Genomic DNA, 23,319 nt, shown 5'->3' on the forward strand with positions numbered 1-23,319 from the left:
GAGCCCATGAAATGACTCACCTGCTACGCGCAACCCTGATCGCCCTCGCACTCCTGAGCACGGTGGCGTGCAGCAGCAAACGCCTGCTCACCCCGGACCGCACCCTGCCCGTGACCCTCAAGACCGACCGCGCGCAAATGCAACAGGCGATCGTCAAAACGCTGGTGGCGCGCCAATGGACGGTGCAGCAAATCACCCCGAACAGGGTGCAGGCGCAGATCACGGTGCGCGGCCAGTACCACGCTGAAATCGACATCCCGTACAGCGCCGACCACTACCGCATCCAGTACCGCGACAGCCGCGGCCTGGACTACAAGGACGGCAAGATCCACAAGAACTACATCCGCTGGGTGCGCCTGCTGGACAAGGGCATCTTGCGTGAACTCAAAGACCACCAAAACGAACTGACAGCCCGACAGCTGTCTGAATCGGCTTTGGCCACACCGCAGTAACGCACTCATACAACGTCATGGAGACTTCAATGCGATTCAACACTCTGGCAGCCGCCACCACCCTGCTGCTGTGCACCCTGCCTGCCGTCAGCCAGGCCCGCGACACCGCGCTGTACCTGCCCTTCGATCAGGTTGTGACCGAAGCCATCAGCACCGGCAAGATCGACGGCAGCGTCAAGTTCTACCTGGCCGGCAACACCCCGCGCGGCAAAGTGACCGTGGTCAGCCCGGGCGCGGTGACCAACAAAAAAACCAACGCCTTCAACAAGAGCGACGAACAAGCCTGTTCGTGGGCCCTGCAATCGGCGCTGATCACGATGCATGAAGCGGCGAAAAAAGTCGGTGCCAACGCCGTGACCAACATCGCCAGCTTCTACAAACGCAACGAACGCAAAGACCCGAAAACCTACGAGTGCCATGCGGGCGCCGTGATTGCGGGTGTTGCGTTGAAAGGTGATCTGGCGAAGGTGAACTGAAGCCTGGTGACACGGCAGGCGATTAGAGGGAAAGGTGCAGCTTTAACCCCAGCGCCTTGGCCACTTTAAGCAGCGTGCCGAACTCGGGGTTTCCTTCCCCGGACAGCGCGCGGTACAGGCTTTCTCTGGAGAGTCCTGCATCGCGCGCCACCTGACTCATGCCGCGCGCTCGCGCAATGGTGCCCAGTGCCTTGGCAATAAAGGCAGGGTCGTCGCCCGCTTCTTCCATGCAGGCTTGAAGGTAATGACCGATGTCCTCTTCGGTCTTGAGGCCTTCAGCCGTGTCCCAGCGTGAGAAATGTTCAGTCACAGGTTTTGCTCCTTCCACGCATGGGCAATCAGCCTGGCGTGCTTGATGTCGCGCATCTGGGTGGTCTTGTCGCCTGCACAGAGCAGGAGGATCCATTGGCGGCCAGGTTGCATCACGTACAGCCAGCAATTTGTAGCCCACAAGCAACATCTTCGACATCATCCACTGCGATTTCCTTTCGTCAGAAAGGGCTTCTCGTCAGGTAGCCGTTGCCAAGCTGCGGGCCGGGTCGGAGGGGTTGTCGCTTTCCTTTGCAGGACGTTTCCTAGAGAATCCACGGGCCTTGCGTCTGTCTCTTTCGATCGATAGCCTCCGGTTCGTCATCCCCCATGGGTGGCCGGACGTGCAAGTTCGAAATACGCAAATGTCACTTTCAGAAGCCCGATTTATGGCGGCTGTATGTGGGAGGTCTTTGGCCTGCCGGTTTGCGTTCCTCCGGTCTTGCACACCCGCATACAGCTGCCACCCTCTTTGTGTGCAAGCAAATGGCGTCAGCTCTTATCACTTAAGGAACTGCGCATGAACCACACCCCCGAATACGAACAACACCTGGAACACACCCACGAATTACTGCGCTGCGCGCTTGCGACGGCGTACGCCTCGGCGGACAACCTGCAAGGCTTGAACCGCGATGTGGCGCTGGCAGTGGTGCACCTGATTCAACAGGCCCGTACGGCAGTGGACCGGTTGCTGGCCTGACTCAGACCGGGGCCACGGTTTTGCGGGTCAGCAGGTCTGCAAACGCCGTGGCCATCGGTGACTGACTGCCCTTGCGCTGCACCAGCCACACCGCGGTGTTGGCGTCCGGGTCCAGCAGCGGCCGGTACACCACGCCTTTGATGCGCATGTGCTGGAACGAGGCGGGCAATACCGAGACGCCCAACCCCGCCGACACCAACCCGATGATGGTCATGGCCTCGCCGGCTTCCTGGGAGAAGTGCGGGCTGAACCCGGCCTGCCGCGCCAGGCTCAGTAATTGCGCGTACAAGCCGCTGCCATAGCTGCGCGGGAAGAACACAAACGGCTCTTCGGCCAGCGCCGCCAGGTGCAGCCCCGCTTCACTGCCGTCAGCCAGCGGGTGATCGGCGCGGATCACGGCCACCAGCGGTTCGCGAAACAACTCCACGGCGTGCAGAGAATCGGGCAAGACCAACGGCCGCATCATCCCCACTTCGATGGATTCGTCCACCAGCCCGTCGGCCACTTCGCGGCTGCTCATTTCCTTGAGGTGCAAGTGCACCGCCGGGAACGCTTGCCGGAAGGCAAAAATCGCTTGCGGAATGCTGGAGCTGAACGGCGCCGAGGAGGTAAAGCCGATCTTCAGTTCGCCCAGTTCACCCAGTTGCGCCCGCCGCGCCACGTCGGCGGCCTTGTCGACCTGCGCCAGCACCCGACGGGCCTCTTCGAGAAACAGGCGCCCGGCTTCACTGAGGGCGACGCGGCGGTTGGTGCGCTCGAACAGACGAGCCCCCAGTTCCTGCTCCAGCGCTTGTATTTGCTGGCTCAGCGGCGGTTGCGAGATGCCCAGCAACTGGGCGGCACGGCCAAAGTGCAGCTCTTCGGCCACGGCGATGAAGTAGCGCAAATGACGCAGTTCCATACCCTCTCCAATGAGTCGTAAAACCTATCAAACAGGTCGAACAATATATTGGAAAGAATCGTTAGCCGCCTATATTCTTTTGCCATTGCCGCTCGGCTTTACGCGCTTTTTGAGGTCCCCCGTGAAAACTGCTGTCGCCCCGCTCGCCCACGAAGTCCGGCCGTCTGCGCTGGATGATGGTGTCGCTGAACTCAATGATGTGTTTATCGAAAAAGGCACCCCGATGTTTATGCGCACGGTACTGGCGCTGTTCTCGGGTGGGTTCGCGACGTTTGCGTTGCTGTATTGCGTGCAGCCGATGATGCCGGTGCTGTCCCATGAATACGGGATCAACGCGGCGCAAAGCAGCCTGATCCTGTCGGTGGCCACGGCGATGCTGGCCATTGGTCTGCTGATTACCGGGCCGATTTCTGACGCCTTCGGCCGTAAACCGGTGATGGTGTTTGCGCTGTTTTCGGCGTCGATCTTTACCGTATTGAGTGCGCTGATGCCCACGTGGGAAGGCGTGCTCATCACACGGGCCCTGGTGGGGTTGTCGCTCAGCGGGCTGGCGGCCGTGGCGATGACGTACCTGAGCGAAGAAATTCACCCGCAGCACATCGGGCTGGCCATGGGCTTGTACATCGGCGGCAACGCCATTGGTGGCATGAGCGGGCGTTTGATCAGCGGCGTGCTGATCGATTTTGTGAGCTGGCACACGGCGATGCTGGTGATCGGCGGGCTGGCCATGGCGGCCGCGCTGGTGTTCGTGAAAATCCTCCCCGAATCGCGCAATTTCCGGCCGCGGGCGATGAACCCGCGCAGCCTGCTGGACGGCTTCACCATGCACTTTCGCGATGCCGGTTTGCCGTGGCTGTTTCTCGAAGCCTTTTTGCTGATGGGCAGCTTTGTGACGCTGTTCAACTACATCGGTTATCGCTTGTTGGCCGATCCGTACAACATGAATCAGGCCGTGGTGGGCTTGCTGTCCATCGTGTATTTGTCAGGCATTTACAGCTCGGCACAGATTGGCGCGCTGGCTGACAAACTGGGGCGTCGCAAAGTGCTGTGGGCCGTGATTGTGTTGATGCTTGCCGGGATCGCCCTGACCCTGCTGGAGCCCATCGCGTGGGTGGTGATCGGCATGTTGCTGTTCACGTTTGGCTTTTTCGGCGCGCATTCGGTGGCCAGCAGTTGGATCGGCCGCCGCGCCACCAAGGCCAAGGGGCAAGCGTCGTCGCTGTACCTGTTCAGTTATTACGCCGGGTCGAGTGTTGCCGGGACGCTGGGCGGTGTGTTCTGGCACTTGGCGGGCTGGAACGGCATCGGCCTGTTCATTGGCGCGCTGTTGGTGGTTGCCCTGTTGGTGGCGCTGCACCTGGCGCGTTTGCCCGCACTGCCGGGCAATATCAAACACGCTTGATGACGAGCCGGGCTTCAAGCAGGCGGTCGCGTTTTTCCAGGTGCAGGCTCTGGAACTCGGCGCCTTCATGCTCGATGCGCGCCAGCCAGGTCAGTAACGCGCCTGCCTCGGCACTGACGGTGACGCGCAGCACGTCGGTATCCATCTCAAATTGCTCGACGTTCAACCCGGCGGCCACGGCGCTTTCACTAAGGCGGGTGGCCAGCGGTTGATCGGGGACTTTCATCGGCTGGGCGGGCCGTGTGCGCTGTATTTCACCGGCCAGGGCAAGGTTTTTGTAATAGAGCGCCTGCGCCGTTTGCAGGCGCTGCTGCGTCGGTTGCCACAGGCCGTACACGGCCAGCACGCCCGACAGAAACACCGCCAGCGCCACGCACAATTGGCGGTCGCGGCGCGGCAGTTGCTGCCACGTTTGCACCCCCTCACGCAGACGAGCCTTCATAAAATATCCTCAAGTGTGAGTAAGGCTTGCACCCGCTTGCCGTGCTGACGGGCATTGCCCACGTTGATCGGCAGCGCACTTTGCTCGCCCCGCTCACGCAACCGCTCAAGCTCAGCGAAGCTGGACGCCGTGATGGTCAAGGCCCAGCCGCCATGTTCACGCCACTCAAGGCGCTGGACATCGACGCTGCTGGCGCCGATCACCTGTTCGACCAAATGGGCCAGACGCACCATGTGGCCGTCGGCGGGCGCCCCGCCCCGTTGCTGTAACCCTCTGAGCTGCGTCGCCAAATCCAGACGGCTGGTTTGGCCCGGATAGAGGATGTTGAAGCGTTCTTCACTCAGTGCGTACAGGCGGGCGGCCTGGGTTTCGAGGTAGCTGCTGCGCGCATGGGTGAAGCCCAGCGCAATGGCCAACGTCAGCCCCACGCAACAGCAGACGCTACGCCACGGCAGGGCTTTGGCCGCCGGACGAAAGGGTCCTTGCAACAAGTTGATCGCCTCGCCGCCGGACGCACTCAACAGCGTGTTGAGGCGCTCGCCCGGTAATTCGATGAGGTCGGCGGGTAGCCCGGCTTTCACGGTGTCGTAGTCTTGATCCGAGAGCGCCAGCCTGAGGTCCTGCGCGCCGCCGACGAGCCAGCGCCCGTGACAGCGCGCTGCGCAGGCCTGTTTGCGAGGCAGCAAGTCGGCATCCACCCGCACGCTGGCGATGTCCAAGCCCAGCGCCTGCAACTGGTCGAGCACGCGGCTGAAGCGCTGTTTGTGCGTCACCCATAAGGGGTAGCGGCGCTGCGCGTCCATCGGGCCTACGGCGATATGCAGCGCGTCGAGATCGTCAGCCAGTTGTTCTTCAACGGCGAAGGCCAGCGCCTGAAGGCCGGGCCGTCGCTTGTTGGGCCAGGGCTCGGTCAGCAACCAGCTGCACATTTCCATGGGCACGATCACCTGCACGGGGTGGTGCCGGAACGCCGTGGCGGCGTCGTGCAGCCCGCCACGGCACACGCCGGTGTCGTCCTGCCAGAAGTGAACGCAGGCACGTGTGAAGTCGATGTCGTCGCTGCGGGCAAAGTCTTCGGCGGGGAGGTAGAGCCAGCTGTTCATTCGTGGGGTTCGCTGTGTAGGGGCGCGAGAAAGCGTCGCTGCAAAAGACGCCATTGGCCGGTGGTGGAGTGGCGCGCGACGTCACTTTCCAGACGCAAGCGACTCTGACCCAGGCGCACGTGGGTGGTGATCCGAAACCGGTGGCTGTCGATGCCCAGGCCATTGGCCGGAATACCAAGCCCCCTCAGCGCCGGGAGAAAGGTAAACGCTTCGACGCTGGCATAGCCTTGAGCAGGCCGCTCGGCCACCAGGCGGCGGGCCAGATCGGGGGTGATCCCCGCCAACGAGGACAGCAGCGTGACGGAGGCGGTGTTGAGGTTGAGCCGCGCGCCTTTGTCCAGCAGGGCGACCCAAGGTTGCATGCGCGCCCACCATTGGGCATCGACCCCCGGCACCTGCCGCAACTGGCTGATGTCACTCAAGCTCAAACCCTGAAATGCGGTGGCCTCGATCGCCGGGACCTTGAGCTGTTTTTGCAGGCGCAACCAGCGCTGGGCGACGGCGTCGTCGGGCGGGCCTTTGGTCAGCAGAGCGGTGACGTTGAAACGCCCGCTGAGGTCTTCGATGTCAACCTCCACCCGGCCGTCTTCGAGGCTCAAGCCCGGTTCGCCCTCGGCCCAGGCTTGCCCGGCCGCCACCGGTGACGCGGGGTCGGGCAACAGCGTGCGCAAGCGCTCGCGGCCCCAGGCTTCGCCGACGAAACCCAGCTGGCGCAACTGCAATTGATGGATTTGTTGGGCGTTGCTGTGCAGCGACAGCCGCTGGCTGCGCAGCATCCCGGCCGTCATCAGCAAGGCCAGGCTCATCACCAGCAACACGGTGATCAGGGCCACGCCTTGCTGGGCGCAGCGCTTCATTCTCCCTCCGGCAGCAACATCACGCGGCGCACCTGCTCAAAACGGCCCACTGATATCTGGAGTTCAAGGGCTTGCGGGGTCTTTTTCCCATAGGCCTTGCGGGTGGGCCACGCGTTGAGCCAGCCGGTCTTGGCATCAAACAGGCGCCAGCGCACGGCGCGCACATCGCTCAACAGTTGCTGTTTTTGCACTCCGGCCACGCCCACGCCCTGGCTGTAACGCCACAGCACGCCCTGCTCCAGCCGGTAGCTGACGTCTTGCAGTTCGCTGCGCGGTTGGCCCAGCGGATTGCGCCAGTTACCCCGGCGCAGGTTGAGCCGGTCGGGATAGAGCGTCAGGCCGGGCGACTTGGCCGAAGTGTGCACGTGCAAGGCATCGCGCTCGATCAACGCCACCGCCCGTTGCAAGCTGCGCAGCGCCTGTTCATGGGCACTGCTGGCACGCTCGGCGCGCACCACCCCGTCAAACAGGCGCCAGCAGCCAATCCCCAGCAGGGTAAAAATGGCCATGGCGATGACCAGTTCGAGCAAGGTAAAACCGGCCTGGGCGTTAGGGCGCATGGTGGACTGCCAGCCAATGCACCCGCGACTGCATGACCTGTGCGCTGCCCGCCGGGCTGACCTCCAGCTCAACCCGCCACAGCCCTGTGCCGGGCTCGCGTGCGAGGCGCTGCTGCACGCGCCAGTCCCGCTGCGCAAACGTGAGGTTAAGGACCGTTTGCCCTTCTGCCAGCGGCTGCGGGCGCAGTTGCAAGTCGCTCAGGTGGTTGTCGGCCAACCAGGCGGCGAACAAGCGCGACTCGACCCGTGCGCTGTGCCCCAGCACATAGCTGCTGGCCGACATGATCGCGGCCGACAGGGTGGCGAAGACGGCCAGCGCGACCATGATCTCCAACAAGGTGAAGCCTTTTTCAGCCTTCATGGTGGTGAGCCGTTGTCGTCGATGCGCGCGTCGTTCAGACCGTCGCTGACGATGCTGCGCCAGCGCACCGGCGGGCTCTCAAGGTGCAGATCAAAGGCGGTGTTTTCGTCGCTGCTCAGCCATATCAACTGTGGCCGGTGGGCGCTGTCGTGGAGCGGGTGAGACTGGCCTTCGAGGGTCAAGGCCAGTTGCAGCCCGTCGGGCAGTGGCACGGCAGGTTGCAAGGGCTGCCATTGGTCCTGCGTGAAGCCCATCAGTTGGTAGGCCGTCGGCTCCAGCCGCAAGCCGAATTCGAGCCCTTCGAGCACGGCTTTTTCACGCAGGCCGTGCATCAGGTTCAGCAGCACGTCAGCCTCCTGACGCGCCAGCCGCGCGTGGTTGTCGCCCTGACTGATGCGCACCATCGACGCCATCACGCCGATCAGCACAATGACCACCATCATTTCGATCAAGGTAAACCCTGCCACCGCGCGCCGCATGGCTCACTCGCTCCAGTTACCGATGTCGGCTGCATAGCCCTCGCCCCCGGCCACGCCATCGGCGCCGAAGGAAAACAGGTCGTAACCGGCCGAATGGGTGCCGGGGTTGGAATACTGATAGGGCGTGCCCCAAGGGTCGAGCGGCAGGCTTTTCAGGTAACCCTGAGGGTTCCAGTTTTTCGCCACCGGCGTACCGGACGGACGTGTGCTCAACGCGTCGAGGCCTTGCTGGGTGGAGGGGTAGTTGAAGGTGTCCAGGCGGTACATTTCCAGCGCCGTGGAAATGGCCTGAATGTCCGTGCGTGCGGCCGTGACTTTGGCCTGATCCGGGCGGCTCATGAATTGCGGCACCACAATGGCGCCGAGCACGCCGATGATGACCACGACCACCATGATTTCGATCAGGGTGAAGCCGCGTTGGGTCGATTTCGAGGAGGTATTCATCAGTCAATTCACCAGTTGATTGAGGCTAAGAATGGGCAGGAGGATGGCCATCACGATCAATAAAACGACGCCGCCCATGAGCACCAGCATGATGGGTTCGAACAGGCTCACCACCAGGGCGATGCGGGCGGCGAGGGTTTTTTCCTGTTGCTCGGCGGCCCGGGCCAGCATGTTGTCAAGCTCACCGGCGCGTTCGCCGCTGGCAATCAGGTGCAGCATCATGGGCGGGATATCGCCGCTGCGTTCCAGGCCCCGGGCCAGGGTCCCGCCTTCGCGCACCGAACGGGCGACCTCGTGCAGGCGTTGGCGGATCGCCAGGTTGGCGATGACCGTGGCCGAGATTTCCAGCGCATCCACCAGCGGCACGGCACTTTTGCCCAGGATCGACAGGGTGCTGGCAAAACGCGCCGCTTCCATGGCCCGCAGTACGCCGCCCACCACCGGCGCGTCGAGCAGCAAGCCGTGCCAGCGCAAGGTCAGCCGGGGCTGGCGCAAGGCCCAGCGGGCAGCGCCCACCCCGGCGATCAGGACGATCAGCAAGAGCACGCCGTAGCGGCGCAGCCCGGTGCTCAGGGCAATCATGGCCTGGGTGAGCACCGGCAGGGCCTGGCCGCTGTTGACGAAAATTTTCACCACGTCCGGGACCACATACCCCAGCAAAAAACCGACGATGGCCAACGACGCAAACAACAAGATCATCGGGTACACCAGCGCCAGCTGGATCTTTTGGCGCGCGGCATGACGGGCTTCGGTGTAGTCAGCCAATTGCTCAAGCACGTGCCCCAGATGACCGCTGCGTTCGCCCGCCGCGACGGTGGCGCAGAACAACGCGGGGAACGCCGACAGCGCGGTGGCCAGCGAATGGCCTTCCATGACACGGCTGCGCACCGCCGCCAGCAAGCTGCCGACCTTGCGCTTGTCGGTTTGCGCGGCCACGGCCAGCAACGCTTCTTCAAGGGGCAGGCCGGCATGCACCAGCGTCGACAATTGGCGGGTCAACAAGGCCAGATCGGGCACGCCCAAGCGTGTGCCGGGCTGCCCGAAACGCCCCGCCGTCCGGCCGACGCTGGCTTCGCTCACCTGAAGGGGGCGCAAACCGCGCTCGCGCAAGCGTTGCCGCGCATGCCGTGCGCTGTCAGCGTGCTGCTGGCCCCGGCAGGTGCGGCCATTGGCGTCCTGCGCGCGATAGTCGAACGTGGGCATGGTCAGTCTTCCTGCGTCACGCGCAGCAGTTCATCCAGGCTGGTGCGGCCTTCGAGCACCCGCCGTTGACCATCCTGAAACAAGCTCGCTGAGCCCCCGCGCGCTTCGCGGGTTAACTGCGCCTCGCTGGCGCCTTGATGAATCAGGCCCGCCAGCGTCGGGGTCACACGCACTAACTCGTAAATCCCGATACGCCCCCGATACCCCTGCTGGCACTGGTCACAGCCTTGTGCGCGATAGAGGGTCACGGCCGCCTGCGGATCAAGCCCGAGCCGCGTACACAGCGCCGGGTCGGCGGTGTACGGCGCCTTGCATTCGGGGCACAAGGTGCGCAGCAGACGCTGGGCCAAGACCCCGACCAGCGATGAGGCCAGTAAAAACGCATCGACGCCCATGTCGACCAGTCGGGTGACGGCGCCAATGGCGCTGTTGGTGTGCAGGGTGGAGAGCACGAGGTGCCCGGTCAGCGAGGCCTGCACGGCAATTTCGGCGGTTTCCCGGTCTCGGATTTCCCCAACCATGACCACATCCGGGTCCTGGCGCAAAATCGCCCGCAAGCCACGGGCAAAGGTCATGTCGACCTTGGTGTTGACCGGCGTCTGGCCAATGCCCGGTACGTGATACTCCACCGGGTCTTCAACGGTCAGGATGTTGCGCGAGGTGTGATTGAGATGACTCAGCGCGGCATACAGGCTGGTGGTTTTGCCGGAGCCGGTTGGCCCGGTCACCAGAAAGATCCCGTGGGGCCGCGCCAGCACTTGCTCAAAACAGGCCAGCGTGTCGGCGGGCATGCCCAGGCATTCGAGGTCCAGTCGGCCGGCCTGTTTATCGAGCAATCGCATCACCACCCGTTCGCCGTGGGACGAAGGCAGGGTCGAGACGCGCACATCCACCTCATGACCGGCCAGGCGCAAGCTGATGCGGCCATCTTGCGGCACGCGCTTTTCAGCGATGTCCAGCCGGGCCATGACCTTGATGCGCGAGACCAGCAGATTGGCCAGCTCACGTTTTGGCCTGAGCACCTCGCGCAGTTGGCCATCGATGCGCATGCGCACCGACAGGTAATGTTCGAAGGTTTCGAGGTGAACGTCGGACGCTTTTTCACGCATGGCTTCGCGCAGCAACGCGTTGATCAGCCGGATGATCGGCGCGTCCCCTTCTTGCTCCAGCAAGTCGGCGGTCTGCGGCACCTGTTCGGCCGCGCTCATGAGGTCCAGTTCGCTGTCCAGCCCCTGCGCCACCTGCTCGGCGGCGCTCTGCCCCGCGCTGTAGGTGCTGGCCAACGCGGTATTGAAGTCGGCATCCGACACCCGTTTGAGCACCAGCGCTGTGGCCACCCTGCGCCGCACTTCGGCCAATACGCTTAACGGAGTGTCACTGCGCATCAACAGCGTGGCCGGGGTGCAAGACGCGTCCAGCACGACGCCAAAACGCCGTGCAAAACTGAAAGGCAAACGCGCACTGGATTGGGTCATGGCTGCGCCGGCGTCGACAGGTTGCCGTCAAACATCTGCTGCGGGTCGCGGGGCAGCAGCAACGAGTTGTTGTCTTTGGCCTCAGGCTGGCTGAGGGCGCGCAACGCGTCGTAGCTCTTTTGGCTCATGGCGTGGATGTCTTCTTTGCTGCGCACGATGGTCGGGCGCAGGAAGACCATCAAGTTGGTTTTGGTCTGGGTGTCTTTGTTCCAGCGAAACAACGCCCCCAGATACGGAATGCTGCGCAAGAGCGGAACGCCGCTGACCTGAGTGCGCACGCTGTCTTTGATCAGGCCGCCGATCACGATGATTTCACCGTCCTCGGCCAGGATGGTGCTTTTGAGTTTGCGCTTGTTGGTGATCAGGTCACTGGAGCCTTCGGGCGCTGGGGCAAGCTCGGAGCTTTCCTGCTCGACTTCCAGACGCAATGAAGAACCGTCATTGATGTGCGGCTTGATCTTGAGGCTGATGCCGATGTCTTGACGGGTAAAGTTGGTGACCGGGGTTTGTGAACCCTCGCTGGGCGGTACGTAGCTGCTGGTCTTGAAGGGGACGTTTTGCCCGACCAGAATTTCGGCTTCCTGATTGTCCAGGGTCAGCAGGCTCGGGGTGGACAACACGTTGTTGTTCACATCGCTGGCCAGGGCCGAAATCAACGCATTGAAGCGATCACTGCCGATCTGCAAGACCGCCCCTTCGGGTAATTGGGTTTTGCTGTCCGAGAGTTGGCCGATTTGGATATTGGTCCCCGGGAAGGTGATCGCGCCCTGCCCGCCGCCAGTGTTCACGCCCCATTGCACGCCCAGGGTTTTGTTAATGTCGCCCGAGATTTCAACGATGGCTGCATGAATCAAGACCTGTGAGCGCGGCTGATCGAGCTGTTTGACGATGCTCTCCAGGGACCGCACCTGCGCCGGGTCCGCCATGATGACCAACGCGTTCTGGCTGATGTCGGCCGCCACCATTGCTTCGCGCTTGCTCACAGCGGGTGTCGCGCCACCCAACGGAGCAGTGTCCTGAACGCCCTGCCCGACAGCTGCCAGCACTTCGGCCAGCTGTTTGGCATCGCTGTGCCGCAGACGAATCACCCGCGCATTTTCTTGCTGGAGGGTGGCGGGTTTATCCAGTGAGTGCGCCAAGGTGTTCAAGCGCATGCGCACCGATTCCGTGCCGATCACCACCAGACGATTGGAACTGCTGTCAGCGATGACCTGCCCGCCACCGGCGTTCTTTTTGTCGATCGTTTTCTCGATGACCGCGGCGATGTCGCTGGCCAGGCCATGGCGCAATTCGATGACCGAATGCCCGAACTGCCCGCCGGCATCGAGCTGGCGCGCCAATTGGACAATCCGTTGGGTATTGGCCGCTGTATCGGTGACGACCAGCGCATTGGCTGAAGTCGAAGGCCCAACATAGCCATTGTTCGACACAAGGGGGCGCAATAACCCGGACAAGTCGGCGGCGAGGCTGGTGTTCAGCTCGATGATTTCGGTGACGAATTCTTCATCCAGCGCTGGGCGAGTGCCGGCCGTGCTGGCCCGGGTTTTGGCGTCTGCCGCCGGAATAATCAATAAACGTTCGCCCTGATCAACCACCGCAAACCCTTGGGCCTCCAGCACCGAGTAGAACAAGTTGCGCACGCCTTCGCGATCAAGCGGCTGATCGGAGATCACCGTAATGCGCCCCTGAACACGCGGGTCGAGCACCACCGTGGCGCCCAGCACGCTGGACATGTGCTGCACCACATCACGCAACTCGGCGTCTTTCATTGCCAGTTGCCACGATGGCGCTTGAGCATGCCCCGGGCTTGCAAAAAACAGCGCGGTGCACAGCGTGCTACGCAGCAGTAAGCGGCCGATGCCGAACCTGTGTGGCCTGTTCATGGTGAGTCTCTAAGGTTGTTCGGCAACGGGCCGCAAATAAGTGGAAGCAGGCTGCGCTTTGGGGGCATCAGCCCGTGTAACCGGCAGCAGGTACTGCCCGGCGGATTCGAGGACCAGGCTTTCTTCCCGGCCATTACGCCAAAGCACCACGCGGGACACTTCAATACGGCGTAAAACACTGCCGCCCGGCAGGCGATCACCCACGCTGTAAAAACGTGCCTCGCTGGTACCGGCCAGCAGCGCGCGGGACTGGCCCTGGCTGGAAACCAGACTGGCGCGTAACGTCAGCGCCTCGGCACTGCGCACGGCTGCGCCCTGCGGGGCAAAACCCAGGACCGTCGCGATGCCATTGGGGTTGAACACCACGGGCTTCGAAGGGGGGGCAGCCTCAAGGGGCGTCAACGCGGTCAGGCCGGGCAATGCGGTGCGATACGCCCACTCTTGCCAGGCATGCCAGAGCGCCACGCCTACAGGCAGCGCAATCAGGCATAGCGTCAGGATCAGCCGTGAAGAACGCGTCGCTAAAATTGCTGAAATACTCAAATCCTGACCGTCCGCCTGCTGTGTGCCCTGCTATTGATCGGGTGCCTTGTGCAAAGGCCTAGAAAAACATGCCCTTGAGTACCGGCCTGCCCGTGAGGTGATGCTTGATCACTGCGGCTACGTGCATGAACAGCAACAGCGCCAGCCCATAACAGGCCAGGGTATGAGAGTCAGAAAACCATCCATGCAATCGCGGATCGGTTATCACGGCAGGGATGTAAAAGAGGCCGAACACATCGATGTCGCGATTCATCATCAGAAATCCCGACACGATCACGATCAGCGTCGTTATATAAATCAAGTTGTGAACAACAAATGCGGCATAACGCATGACATCGCTTGATCTCAATACGTCGGCATAGCCTTTACCGAACGACACACACATTCGAAACACAAAGACGGGTGCAAACAACGTGGCCAACGCAACATTAAAGGCACTCACCGCCTCTTTGACTTCAGGGATACGCGTGATATATGCAGCGAAATAACCGGAGGCCATCAACCACACAATGATCATCATCGAAATAGCATGTAACCCTTTCTGCAACCCCGAATACGTCGAATGAATCACAGCGTCAATCCAGAACAGTTTAAAAGACAAGACTTCTGATTAAACGCAAGCACTCACACGAAGGCCAAGCCGCGTTAGTCACGCAACTTGGCCTGTCGTTGCTTTAGTTCAGCTCAGTCCAGGCATCCGCCCAGTTCGAACCCACACCCGGCTCGTAACCGTTGGACGTCGGCGAGTATTGAGAGCACCAGCCCGAAAACGGGAACGGCTTGCACTCGTATACCTTGTCGTTCTTCGGCTGAAGCACCTTGGTGCCCGCCTTGTATTGCTTCACCCCTTCAGGGAACACGAAATCGAAGTCATGCTCGGCAGCTTCGCCGGTCAGGTTCAACGCCTTGGCTTCCTGGAAGTTTTCACGACCGTCCTGGCTGCTGGCGATCAGTTTCAAGGTATGCACGCCCGGCGCGCTGATCACAGGAACAACGACTTGTTCGGTGGATGCATTCAGGGTCTGTTTAACGGTGCCGACGGACGTGTTGTTGGCATCGTAAACGGTGGCATCAACGTTGATTTCCTTGTTGGTCATCAAGGTGAAGCCTACGTTGCCGCGGCCTTTTTCAAGGACGTATTGCGGCTTGACGTCATGCACATGCATGTACGCATCCGGGTCCGGGACCATCGTGGTCTGCATCTGATAGCTGGTCACGCCTGTTTGGGGCTTGACGTAAAAGATGTTGGTGCCCTTGATCGGCTCGATTTCGCCTTGCGCATTGCGAACGCCTGCACGCACCGATTTGTCAGCGGCATTCACCGCTTGGGCCAACTTGAGCGACCAGTTTTGCGGCTGGCCTTCTTCAACCGAGTCGATGCCTACCGAGAAGCTGTACTCGGCGCTCTCGGCACTTCCGGTAAAGGCGCGGGCCTTGACCGAATCACCCGGCATCAGCGCTTGGGTGGGGGCAAGGGCACTCACACGCTGCCAGCCATCCGGGTCGGGCTCGTACTCGGACTCTGCCGTGATATTCACGTCAACAACGTCATAGAACGTGGCGCCGGTGTCATCGATGGTCCAGGCACCCAGGATGATGTGGTGGCCGCTGCGATCACCGGGAATGGTGCACGCGTGTTTCTGCTTGAGCGGGCCATTGCCGCCAGCCGCCCCGTCAATGGGCACCGCGCCGCCGCCTTCAACGGTACAGAAGGGTGTCAGCTCAAAAGCGTCACGGGCCAATGGCAGGTTGGGGTTCCAGCCCGTTTTGGTAATGAAGTATTCCCACTTGGTCGTTTTGTGAGCCGCGGTGAAAAACCAGCTGAACGTCGCGTTGCGGTCGTTGATTTCGGTCAAATGCCAACGGTCCGGGGACTGGGCATCCATTGCTGCAAACAAGGCGTTTTCACCACTGGCGATCTTGCCGTCGGCCGGGCCCAATGCCGGGAAGCCTTTGGGGGCTTCACCGACGGTTTGAGGTTCATATTCCGCAGGGCCGCAGTCGGCATTCAATTTTTGCTGACAGGCATAAGCGCGCGAAGGCGGGCTGTCCATGTAACCATGGGCCGCAACCTGTTGCGATGCAAACATCGCGGCCATCAGCGTTAACGACGATATACAACCCGTTAAAGATAACGACCTTGAACGTGAAGACTTCATATGTAACCTCATATTATTTTTTATTCAAACGTGATGCACGTTCGCGCATTAATCAAACGCACGCCCATCAGTAACTCAACAACATGAACAATTAACTTCCTAAATAAAAACTACAAAAAACAAAGAAAATTCCTTCAATACTTTTCTTCATAGCAGTTTAAATTCAGTCGACACCCCCCGGGAGGTGGGAGATTTTACCGTCTTACATTGATTAGTCTGTAAGGCAATACGTTACTTAAGGTAGGGAATTTCTTATGGCTTGTAAGTTTAAGCTCAACGCATTTAGTTGATCAGCGGTTGTTATTGAGTGTTTTAAAACACGTCTTCACGGGCGCGCCGTACACACAAAAATGCCCGGCATTAGCCGGGCATTGGGTGTAATGCGAAATACTTAAACGTGGTATTGCGCCGAAAACTCATGCACTGCGCTGATGAAGGCGCCAGCGTGTTCGGGTTTCACTTCTGGGGTGATGCCATGGCCCAGGTTGAACACGTGCCCCGAACCGTTGCCGTAGCTGGCCAGAATGCGTTTGACCTCGGTACGGATCGCTTCCGGGTTGGCGTACAGCACGGTCGGGTCCATGTTGCCCTGCAAGGCGACTGTGTTGCCGACGCGACGGCGGGCTTCGCCCAGGTCGCAGGTCCAGTCCAGACCCAATGCATCCGCGCCTGCATCGGCAATGCTTTCGAGCCACAGGCCGCCGTTTTTAGTGAAGAGGATGACGGGCACTTTACGGCCTTCGTGCTCGCGGATCAGGCCGCTGACGATTTTGCGCATGTAGGCCAGGGAGAACTCCTGATAGGCCGCCGAGGACAGGTTGCCGCCCCACGTGTCGAAGATCTGCACCGCTTGTGCGCCCGCGAGGATCTGGCCGTTGAGGTACGACGTCACCGACTGCGCCAGCTTGTCGAGCAGCAAGTGCATGGCCTGCGGGGTGTCGTAGAGCATGGCTTTGGTTTTGCGGAAGTCTTTGGACGAACCGCCTTCGACCATGTACGTGGCCAGCGTCCACGGGCTGCCGGAGAAACCGATCAGCGGCACGCGGCCGTTGAGTTCCTTGCGGATGGTGCTGACCGCGTTCATCACATAACCGAGGTCTTTTTGCGGGTCCGGGATCGGCAGGGCTTCGATGTCGGCCAGGGTGCTGACAACCTTTTTGAAGCGCGGGCCTTCGCCGGTTTCAAAATACAGACCCTGCCCCATGGCATCAGGGATGGTCAGGATGTCGGAAAACAGGATCGCGGCATCGAGCTGCGGGAACCGGTCCAGAGGCTGCATGGTGACTTCGCACGCGAACTCGGCGTTCTTGCACAGGCTCATGAAATCACCGGCCTTGGCGCGGCTGGCGCGGTATTCCGGCAAGTAGCGACCGGCCTGACGCATCATCCACACAGGCGTTACGTCAACGGGTTGCTTGAGCAAAGCGCGAAGGAAACGGTCATTCTTGAGATCAGTCATGTCAGCATCCGGAAAAAAAGTGCGGGCATTTTCTCAGAGACGGACACAAAAGGCACGGCAAGAGCCGTGCCTTTTATCTATCGGGGCGATTTGCCGCGGTGGGGGGGCAGTTTTTCCCTCACCCCAGCCCTCTCCCACAGGGAAAGGATTAGGGTGAGGGCCGGGTCAGACGCCCAAGTAATCCAGAATCCCTTCCGCCGCCGTACGGCCTTCAAAGATGGCGGTGACGACCAGGTCTGACCCACGCACCATGTCACCACCGGCGAAGATCTTCGGGTGGCTGGTCTGGTGTTTGAACGGTGACTGCTCGGGCGCAATGACGCGGCCCTGGCTGTCGGTCCGGATGTCGAACTGTTCAAACCACTGCGCCGGGCTCGGGCGGAACCCGAACGCGATGATCACCGCATCCGCCGGGATGATCTCTTCAGAACCGGGGATCGGCTCGGGGCTGCGACGACCACGGGCATCCGGCTCGCCCAGACGGGTCTCGACCACTTTCACGCCTTCAACCCGACCTTCACCCACAATGGCAATCGGCTGACGGTTGTAGAGGAATTTCACGCCTTCTTCCTTGGCGTTTTTCACCTCTTTGCGCGAACCCGGCATGTTGGCTTCGTCACGACGGTACGCACAGGTCACGGACTTGGCACCCTGGCGGATGGAGGTGCGGTTGCAGTCCATCGCGGTATCGCCACCCCCCAGCACCACAATCCTTTTGCCTTTCATGTCGACGAAATCGTCCGGCGACTTTTCAAAGCCCAGGTTGCGGTTGACGTTGGCAATCAGAAAGTCCAACGCGTCGTGTACGCCCGGCAAGTCTTCACCGGCAAAGCCGCCTTTCATGTAGGTGTAGGTGCCCATGCCCATGAAGACCGCGTCGTACTCGTCCAGCAGCTGTTGCATGCTGATGTCTTTGCCGATTTCAGTGTTGAGGCGGAACTCGATGCCCATGCCGGTGAAGACTTCGCGACGGTGGCTGAGCACGGTTTTTTCCAGCTTGAATTCCGGAATACCGAAGGTCAGCAGACCGCCGATTTCCGGGTTTTTGTCGAACACCACCGGGGTCACGCCGCCACGCACCAGCACGTCGGCACACCCCAGGCCCGCAGGCCCGGCACCAATGATGGCGACGCGCTTTCCGGTCGGCACGACCTTGGACATGTCCGGGCGCCAGCCCATGGCAAAGGCGGTGTCGGTGATGTACTTCTCGACCGAACCGATGGTGACGGCGCCAAAGCCGTCATTGAGGGTGCAGGCGCCTTCGCACAGACGGTCTTGCGGACACACCCGGCCGCACACTTCGGGCAGGGTGTTGGTCTGGTGCGACAGCTCGGCGGCGGCAAGAATATTGCCCTCGGCCACCAGCTTGAGCCAGTTGGGAATGAAGTTATGCACAGGGCATTTCCATTCACAGTACGGATTGCCGCAACCCAGGCAGCGGTGGGCCTGCTCGGCCGACTGCTGGGGTTTGAACGGTTCGTAGATTTCCACGAACTCTTTTTTGCGTTGACGTAACAGTTTCTTCTTCGGATCTTTGCGCCCGACATCGATGAACTGGAAGTCGTTACTCAGACGTTCAGCCATGGTTAAAACCTCATCACACTCTTCAGGCGCATATCACTGCGGGTTGGCACGGATGCTGGAAAGCAACGATTTCAAGCTGGCAGCCTTGGGCTTGACCATCCAGAAACGGCGCAGGTAATCATCGAGGTTTTCCGAGAGATTACGGCCCCACTCGCTGTGGGTTTCCTCGACGTATTCGTCCAGCACGTGTTGCAGGTGGTTGCGGTAGGCTTCCATCGCTTCGCCACTGATGCGCTGGATTTCAACCAGTTCGTGGTTCACCCGGTCAACGAAGGTGTTGTCCTGATCCAGCACGTAGGCGAAACCGCCGGTCATGCCTGAACCGAAGTTGTAACCGGTTTTGCCCAGTACGCAGACAAACCCGCCCGTCATGTATTCACAGCAGTGATCGCCCGTGCCTTCCACAACGGTGTGGGCACCCGAGTTACGCACCGCAAAACGCTCACCCGCCGTACCCGCGGCAAACAACTTGCCGCCTGTGGCGCCGTACAGGCAGGTGTTACCGATAATCGCGCTGTCCTCGGTTTTGTAGACGCTGCCGGTCGGCGGCACGATCACCAGCTTGCCGCCAGTCATGCCTTTGCCTACGTAGTCGTTGGCATCGCCTTGCAGGTAGAGGTTCAAACCTCCGGCGTTCCACACGCCAAAGCTCTGACCCGCGGTGCCTTTGAAGCGGAACGTGATCGGGGCCTTGGCCATGCCCTGATTGCCGTGGGTGCGGGCGATTTCACCGGAGATCCGCGCGCCAATCGAACGGTCGCAGTTACAGATGTCGAGGTCGAACTCGGCTCCGCTCAGGTCGTTGATCGCCGGGCGCGCCATGTCGAGCATTTTTTCGGCCAGCAGGCCTTTGTCGAATGGCGGGTTGCGCTCCACTTCGCAGAACTGCGGCTTGTCGGCAGGCACGTTGTCGCTGCCCAGCAACGGGGTCAGGTCGAGGTGTTGCTGCTTGGCGGTTTCGCCCGGCAGGATGTCCAGCAAATCGGTGCGTCCGATCAGCTGTTCAAGGCTGCGTACACCGAGCTTGGCCAGCCACTCGCGGGTTTCTTCGGCCACGTAGGTGAAGAAGTTGACCACCATGTCGACGGTGCCGATGTAGTGGTTTTTACGCAGTGATTCGTTCTGCGTTGCCACACCGGTGGCGCAGTTGTTCAAGTGGCAGATCCGCAGGTATTTGCAACCCAGGGCGATCATCGGCGCGGTGCCGAAGCCGAAGCTTTCCGCCCCAAGGATCGCGGCTTTGATCACGTCGAGGCCGGTTTTCAGGCCGCCGTCGGTCTGCACCCGCACCTTGCCGCGCAGGTCGTTGCCTCGCAGGGTTTGGTGGGTTTCAGCCAACCCCAGTTCCCACGGAGCGCCCGCGTATTTGATGGAGGTGAGCGGCGAAGCGCCGGTGCCGCCGTCATAACCGGAAATGGTGATCAGGTCGGCATAGGCCTTGGCCACGCCAGCGGCGATGGTGCCGACACCCGCTTCGGCCACCAGCTTCACCGAGACCAGGGCCTTCGGGTTGACTTGCTTGAGGTCGAAAATCAGCTGCGACAAGTCTTCAATCGAGTAGATGTCATGGTGAGGCGGCGGCGAAATCAGGGTCACGCCCGGTACGGCATAGCGCAGCTTGGCGATCAGGCCATTGACCTTGCCACCCGGCAGTTGCCCGCCCTCACCCGGCTTGGCGCCTTGGGCCACCTTGATTTGCAGCACTTCAGCGTTGACCAGGTATTCCGGGGTCACACCAAAACGGCCGGTGGCCACTTGCTTGATTTTCGAGCTTTTGATGGTGCCGTAACGCGCCGGGTCTTCGCCGCCTTCACCGGAGTTGGAGCGTGCGCCCAACCGGTTCATGGCTTCGGCCAGCGCTTCGTGCGCTTCGGGCGACAACGCGCCCAGCGAGATACCGGCCGAGTCGAAACGCTTGAGGATTGACTCCAGCGGTTCGATCTCTTCGATGGCCAGCGGCGTGTCGAGGGTTTTGACCTGCAACAGGTCACGGATCATCGACACCGGGCGCTTGTCGACCAGTGACGTGTATTCCTTGAATTTGTTGTAGTCGCCCTGTTGCACGGCGGCTTGCAGGGTGGCGACCACGTCCGGGTTGTAGGCGTGGTATTCGCCGCCATGCACGTATTTGAGCAGGCCGCCTTGCTGGATCGGCTTGCGCGCACTCCAGGCTTCGGCCGCCAGCAGTTTTTGCTCGGCTTCAAGGTCGACAAACCGCGCGCCCTTGAGGCGGCTCGGCACGCCACGGAAGCTCAGGTCGCAGATTTCTTCGGACAGGCCGATGGCTTCGAACAGCTGCGCACCGCGGTACGACGCGATGGTCGAAATGCCCATCTTCGACAGGATTTTGAGCAGGCCTTTGGTGATGCCTTTGCGGTAGTTCTTGAACACCTCATAAAGGTCGCCCAGCACTTCGCCTGTGCGGATCAGGTCGCCCAGCACTTCGTAGGCCAAAAACGGGTACACCGCCGACGCACCAAAGCCGATCAGCACCGCGAAGTGATGCGGGTCACGGGCAGTCGCGGTTTCGACCAGGATGTTGCTGTCACACCGCAAACCTTTTTCGGTCAGGCGGTGGTGAACGGCGCCGACCGCCAGCGAAGCGTGAACCGGCAACTTGCCGGGCGCGATATGGCGGTCGCTGAGCACAATTTGTGTACGGCCCGCACGGGCCGCTTCTTCGGCCTGATCCGCGATGTTACGCACGGCCGCTTCGAGTCCCAGGCGCTCGTCGTAGTTGAGGTCGATGATCTGACGCTCGAAGCCCGGCAGGTTGAGGTTCATCAACGAACGCCATTTGGCAGGCGAGATGACCGGCGAGCTGAGGATCACGCGCGAAGCGTGTTCAGGGGATTCCTGGAAAATATTGCGCTCTGCACCCAGGCAGATTTCCAGCGACATGACGATGGCTTCACGCAGCGGGTCAATCGGCGGGTTAGTCACCTGCGCAAATTGCTGGCGGAAGTAGTCGTACGGCGTGCGCACGCGCTGGGACAGCACGGCCATCGGCGTGTCATCGCCCATGGAGCCGACCGCTTCGTAGCCCTGCTCGCCCAGTGGGCGCAGCACCTGATCGCGCTCCTCGAACGTGACCTGATACATCTTCATGTACTGCTTGAGCTGATCGACGTCGTAAAACGCCGAACCGTGGTCGTGGTCATCGATGGTGGCCTGAATGCGCAGCGCATTCTTGCGCAGCCATTGCTTATACGGATGGCGCGACTTCAGGCGGTTGTCGATGGCGTCGGTGTCCAGCACCTGACCGGTTTCGGTGTCGACAGCCAGAATCTGGCCCGGCCCTACGCGGCCTTTGGCAATCACGTCTTCGGGCTGGTAGTTCCACACGCCGATTTCCGAGGCGATGGTGATGTAGCCGTTGGTGGTCGTGACCCAGCGCGCCGGGCGCAGGCCGTTGCGGTCGAGCAGGCAAACGGCATAGCGGCCGTCTGTCATGACGACGCCCGCCGGGCCGTCCCACGGCTCCATGTGCATTGAGTTGTACTCATAAAACGCCCGCAGGTCGGGGTCCATGGTCTCAACGTTTTGCCAGGCAGGTGGAATCAGCATGCGCACGCCACGGAACAGGTCGATGCCGCCGGTAACCATCAACTCCAGCATGTTGTCCATGCTTGAGGAGTCGGAACCCACGCGGTTAACCAGCGGGCCGAGTTCGTCCAGATCGCCGATCAGGTCGTTGGCGAACTTGGTGCGACGGGCCAGTGCCCAGTTGCGGTTGCCGGTGATGGTGTTGATCTCACCGTTGTGGGCGAGGAAGCGGAATGGCTGGGCCAACGGCCATTTCGGCAAGGTGTTGGTGGAAAAGCGCTGGTGGAACACGCAGATCGCGGTTTGCAGGCGCTCGTCGCTGAGGTCCGGATAGAAGGCGGTAAGGTCCGCCGGCATCATCAGGCCTTTGTAAATGATGGTCTTGTGGGAAAAGCTGCAGATGTAGTGGTCGGTGTCGGCGGCATTGGCCACTGACGAACGACGACGTGCGCTGAACAGTTTGATCGCCATGTCCTGATCGCTCAGGCCTTCACCGGCAATGAACACTTGCTCGATCTGCGGCAAACGCTCCAGCGCCAGACGACCCAGTACACGGGTGTCAATCGGCACCTTGCGCCAGCCCACCAGTTGCAGGCCCGCCGCGAGGATTTCGCGGTTCATGTTATTGCGGGCCGCTTCGGCCTTGATCGGGTCCTGGTTGAAAAACACCATGCCGACCGCGTATTGCTTGGGTAATTGGCTGCCGAAGTGTTGCTGGGCGATTGCACGCAAGAACACATCGGGCTTTTGAATCAGCAGGCCACAACCGTCGCCGGTCTTGCCGTCTGCGTTGATCCCACCGCGGTGGGTCATGCAGGTCAGTGCCTCAATGGCTGTTTGTAGAAGGGTATGACTGGGTTCGCCCTGCATGTGGGCAATCAGGCCGAAACCACAGTTATCCTTGAATTCGTCGGGGTGGTACAGACCTGCTTTCATAGACACTTTCTCACCAGGCTGCCCCAAAAAGGGGCAAATTTCTTT

At 61.0% G+C, this 23,319-nt stretch carries 22 protein-coding genes; 4 read left to right on the forward strand and 18 right to left on the reverse strand.

Translation table 11 applies throughout. The features are described from left to right. Window positions 1-11: 11 nt before the first annotated feature. Together TU74_RS18605 and TU74_RS18610 are read left to right on the forward strand one after the other, a co-directional pair. Window positions 12-452 carry a hypothetical protein gene (locus tag TU74_RS18605; RefSeq protein WP_048377309.1) on the forward strand — a complete coding sequence of 147 codons (441 nt, stop codon included), beginning with the start codon at window positions 12-14 and terminating at the stop codon, window positions 450-452. A gap of 29 nt (window positions 453-481) precedes the next feature. Beyond that, on the forward strand, window positions 482-928 hold the full coding sequence (locus TU74_RS18610; protein WP_047274957.1) for a hypothetical protein: 447 nt from the start codon (window positions 482-484) through the stop codon (window positions 926-928). Between the two features lie 22 nt (window positions 929-950). Here the strand turns inward: TU74_RS18610 and TU74_RS18615 are convergent, their stop codons facing one another. Continuing rightward, complete coding sequence (locus TU74_RS18615) at window positions 951-1,238, reverse strand: addiction module antidote protein (RefSeq protein ID WP_047273015.1); 288 nt, start codon at window positions 1,236-1,238, stop codon at window positions 951-953. Between the two features lie 519 nt (window positions 1,239-1,757). Between TU74_RS18615 and TU74_RS18625 the strand changes: the two genes are divergently transcribed. Next, on the forward strand, window positions 1,758-1,937 hold the full coding sequence (locus TU74_RS18625; protein ID WP_047273014.1) for a DUF6124 family protein: 180 nt from the start codon (window positions 1,758-1,760) through the stop codon (window positions 1,935-1,937). 1 nt (window position 1,938) lies between these two features. On the opposite strand, the gene TU74_RS18630 is transcribed toward TU74_RS18625, so the two are convergent. Next, window positions 1,939-2,838 carry a LysR family transcriptional regulator gene (locus tag TU74_RS18630; RefSeq protein WP_047273013.1) on the reverse strand — a complete coding sequence of 300 codons (900 nt, stop codon included), beginning with the start codon at window positions 2,836-2,838 and terminating at the stop codon, window positions 1,939-1,941. A 169-nt stretch (window positions 2,839-3,007) separates the two neighbouring features. Here TU74_RS18630 and TU74_RS18635 point away from each other — a divergent pair, with 169 nt between their 5' ends. Continuing rightward, window positions 3,008-4,240 carry an MFS transporter gene (locus TU74_RS18635; protein WP_414860395.1) on the forward strand — a complete coding sequence of 411 codons (1,233 nt, stop codon included), beginning with the start codon at window positions 3,008-3,010 and terminating at the stop codon, window positions 4,238-4,240. Here TU74_RS18635 and gspM read toward each other — a convergent pair. The 16 genes from gspM to gltB all read right to left on the reverse strand — a co-directional run bounded on the left by gspM (window position 4,227) and on the right by gltB (window position 23,274). Then, window positions 4,227-4,682 carry a type II secretion system protein GspM gene (gene gspM, locus TU74_RS18640; RefSeq protein WP_048377310.1) on the reverse strand — a complete coding sequence of 152 codons (456 nt, stop codon included), beginning with the start codon at window positions 4,680-4,682 and terminating at the stop codon, window positions 4,227-4,229. The two genes, TU74_RS18635 and gspM, sit on opposite strands and share 14 nt — an antisense overlap. Beyond that, entirely contained in the window at window positions 4,679-5,785 is a 1,107-nt protein-coding gene (gspL, locus tag TU74_RS18645; RefSeq protein ID WP_048377311.1) for a type II secretion system protein GspL, read from the reverse strand. The genes gspM and gspL overlap by 4 nt, the downstream gene beginning before the upstream one ends. Further along, window positions 5,782-6,642, reverse strand: a complete 861-nt coding sequence (locus TU74_RS18650; RefSeq protein ID WP_048377312.1) for a type II secretion system protein GspK — start codon at window positions 6,640-6,642, stop codon at window positions 5,782-5,784. The genes gspL and TU74_RS18650 overlap by 4 nt, the downstream gene beginning before the upstream one ends. Beyond that, window positions 6,639-7,202: a type II secretion system protein GspJ gene (locus TU74_RS18655; protein WP_047291487.1), complete on the reverse strand. Its 564-nt coding sequence runs from the start codon at window positions 7,200-7,202 to the stop codon at window positions 6,639-6,641. Before TU74_RS18655 ends, TU74_RS18650 begins: the two co-directional genes overlap by 4 nt. Next, entirely contained in the window at window positions 7,192-7,563 is a 372-nt protein-coding gene (gene gspI / locus TU74_RS18660; RefSeq protein WP_048377313.1) for a type II secretion system minor pseudopilin GspI, read from the reverse strand. Before gspI ends, TU74_RS18655 begins: the two co-directional genes overlap by 11 nt. Then, window positions 7,560-8,042, reverse strand: a complete 483-nt coding sequence (gene gspH, locus TU74_RS18665) for a type II secretion system minor pseudopilin GspH (RefSeq protein ID WP_048377314.1) — start codon at window positions 8,040-8,042, stop codon at window positions 7,560-7,562. Before gspH ends, gspI begins: the two co-directional genes overlap by 4 nt. A 3-nt stretch (window positions 8,043-8,045) precedes the next feature. Further along, window positions 8,046-8,486 carry a type II secretion system major pseudopilin GspG gene (gene gspG / locus TU74_RS18670; protein ID WP_048377315.1) on the reverse strand — a complete coding sequence of 147 codons (441 nt, stop codon included), beginning with the start codon at window positions 8,484-8,486 and terminating at the stop codon, window positions 8,046-8,048. 3 nt (window positions 8,487-8,489) lie between these two features. Further along, window positions 8,490-9,689 carry a type II secretion system inner membrane protein GspF gene (gspF, locus tag TU74_RS18675; RefSeq protein WP_048377316.1) on the reverse strand — a complete coding sequence of 400 codons (1,200 nt, stop codon included), beginning with the start codon at window positions 9,687-9,689 and terminating at the stop codon, window positions 8,490-8,492. A 2-nt stretch (window positions 9,690-9,691) separates the two neighbouring features. After that, on the reverse strand, window positions 9,692-11,164 hold the full coding sequence (gene gspE / locus TU74_RS18680; protein WP_048377317.1) for a type II secretion system ATPase GspE: 1,473 nt from the start codon (window positions 11,162-11,164) through the stop codon (window positions 9,692-9,694). After that, window positions 11,161-13,047, reverse strand: coding sequence for a type II secretion system secretin GspD (gspD, locus tag TU74_RS18685; protein WP_048377318.1), 1,887 nt, complete (start codon window positions 13,045-13,047; stop codon window positions 11,161-11,163). The genes gspE and gspD overlap by 4 nt, the downstream gene beginning before the upstream one ends. Window positions 13,048-13,056: 9 nt before the next feature. Further along, complete coding sequence (locus TU74_RS18690; RefSeq protein WP_048377319.1) at window positions 13,057-13,590, reverse strand: type II secretion system protein N; 534 nt, start codon at window positions 13,588-13,590, stop codon at window positions 13,057-13,059. Between the two features lie 58 nt (window positions 13,591-13,648). Further along, window positions 13,649-14,161, reverse strand: coding sequence for a cytochrome b (locus TU74_RS18695; RefSeq protein ID WP_157315194.1), 513 nt, complete (start codon window positions 14,159-14,161; stop codon window positions 13,649-13,651). Between the two features lie 103 nt (window positions 14,162-14,264). Beyond that, window positions 14,265-15,761 carry an N-acetylglucosamine-binding protein GbpA gene (gene gbpA, locus TU74_RS18700; RefSeq protein WP_338152406.1) on the reverse strand — a complete coding sequence of 499 codons (1,497 nt, stop codon included), beginning with the start codon at window positions 15,759-15,761 and terminating at the stop codon, window positions 14,265-14,267. Window positions 15,762-16,140: 379 nt separating this feature from the next. Further along, the gene (hemE, locus tag TU74_RS18705; RefSeq protein ID WP_047291470.1) at window positions 16,141-17,208 is read right to left on the reverse strand and encodes a uroporphyrinogen decarboxylase; all 1,068 of its coding nucleotides are present in this window, start codon (window positions 17,206-17,208) and stop codon (window positions 16,141-16,143) included. Between the two features lie 165 nt (window positions 17,209-17,373). After that, a complete protein-coding gene (locus tag TU74_RS18710) occupies window positions 17,374-18,792 on the reverse strand; it encodes an FAD-dependent oxidoreductase (RefSeq protein ID WP_047291468.1) in 1,419 nt (472 codons plus the stop codon). Window positions 18,793-18,825: 33 nt separating this feature from the next. Beyond that, window positions 18,826-23,274 carry a glutamate synthase large subunit gene (gene gltB, locus TU74_RS18715; protein ID WP_048377322.1) on the reverse strand — a complete coding sequence of 1,483 codons (4,449 nt, stop codon included), beginning with the start codon at window positions 23,272-23,274 and terminating at the stop codon, window positions 18,826-18,828. Between the last annotated feature and the right edge of the window lie 45 nt (window positions 23,275-23,319).

Source organism: Pseudomonas lundensis (assembly GCF_001042985.1).
Lineage (GTDB): Bacteria > Pseudomonadota > Gammaproteobacteria > Pseudomonadales > Pseudomonadaceae > Aquipseudomonas > Aquipseudomonas lundensis.